This window comes from Pseudonocardia pini (assembly GCF_013870575.1).
GTDB lineage: Bacteria > Actinomycetota > Actinomycetes > Mycobacteriales > Pseudonocardiaceae > Pseudonocardia > Pseudonocardia pini.
This window is the reverse complement of sequence record NZ_JACBXB010001125.1, coordinates 1-1,283: the sequence shown is the minus strand read 5'-3', so window position 1 is coordinate 1,283 and position 1,283 is coordinate 1. Positions and strand designations below refer to the sequence as shown.

Sequence of the window (1,283 nt, the reverse complement as noted above, 5' to 3'; positions counted from 1 at the left end):
TGAAGCGCCCCGGGTGTGGTGGAGGCTCTGGGATGTCCCGGATTCGGTGGAGTCTCGTGGCTGGAACCTAGGCCACGACGATCTTGCTCTGAGTCTCGAACTCTAGCGGTGAGAGCCAGCCCAACGCGCTGTGGCGACGGCGCCGGTTGTGCCAGACCTCGAGGTACTCAAAGATCGCGTTGGCCAGCTCGATGCGCGTCCTCCACCTCCGCCGGTCGAGCAACTCGACTTGCATCCGCGACCAGAACGACTCGATGACGGCGTTGTCGAAGCAGTCCGCGATGCTGCCCATCGACGGCACCAGCCCGGAGGCCTTGGCCCTGTCGGTGAAGGCCCAGGACCCGAACTGCGTCCCGCGGTCGGAGTGGATCACTGCGCCGGCAGGAGGGTTGCGAGACTCGATGGCCATCCCCAGCGCGTTCGTGACCAGCGCCGCAGTGGGCGAGGCATCGATCGACCAGCCCACGACTCGACGCGAGTACACGTCGAGCACCACCGCGCAGTAGACCTTGCCCTCCCTCGTCGGGTGCTCGGTGATGTCGGTGACCCACAGCTGGTTCGGGCCTTGGCGGGCGAAGTCCCGGTCCACCAGGTCCTTCGCGATCAAGTCAGGGCGAGGTCGCTTCCACCGGGCTCGCCCGGTCACGCCTCGGATGCCGTTGCGCGCCATCAGCATCTCCACCGCGTTGTGCCCGACGGTGATGCCGCGACCGAGGACGAGCTCGGCGTGGACCCGCCTCACACCGTAGGTGCCCTTCGACGCGTGGTGCACCTCGCGGATCTGGTCGACCAGCCAGGCGTGTCGGATCGCCCTCGCCGACACGGGCCGAGTCAGCGCGGCGTAGAAGCCCGACTCGGCCACACCCAGAACTCGAGTGGCCAACTGGACCGGAAGCCCTTCACCGGCCATCACCGCGATCGCCTCGTACCGCCTTTTGGGGGCACCACCTTCCCCAGCAGCTCCGTGGCGCGCCGGTGGATCGCCAGCTCGGTCTCCAACTCCGCGATCCGCCGCTTGGCGGCGGTCAACTCGGACTTCTCGCCACTGCTCAGGCCCGGCTGCAAACCCTTGTCGATGCGGTCCTGTCGGCGCCATGAGTAGATCGACTGCGCGCTGATCCCGAGATCACGCGCGACGTCGACCACCGGTCGCCCGGCCTCGACGAGATCGAGCACCTTGCGCCGGAACTCCGGCGGATACCCACGCCTGCCCACGAACCCTCCTCGGGGGTCACATGACCAGAATTCCAGCTACCCGACTCCACCGAATCCGGGGCCAACCA

Annotated in this window: 1 pseudogene; it reads right to left on the bottom strand. The window is 67.5% G+C overall.

Going from position 1 to position 1,283, the window contains the following annotated elements:
* Positions 1-67: 67 nt before the first annotated feature.
* A pseudogene (locus H5J29_RS33120) lies at positions 68-1,215 on the bottom strand (IS3 family transposase).
* Positions 1,216-1,283: the final 68 nt, after the last annotated feature.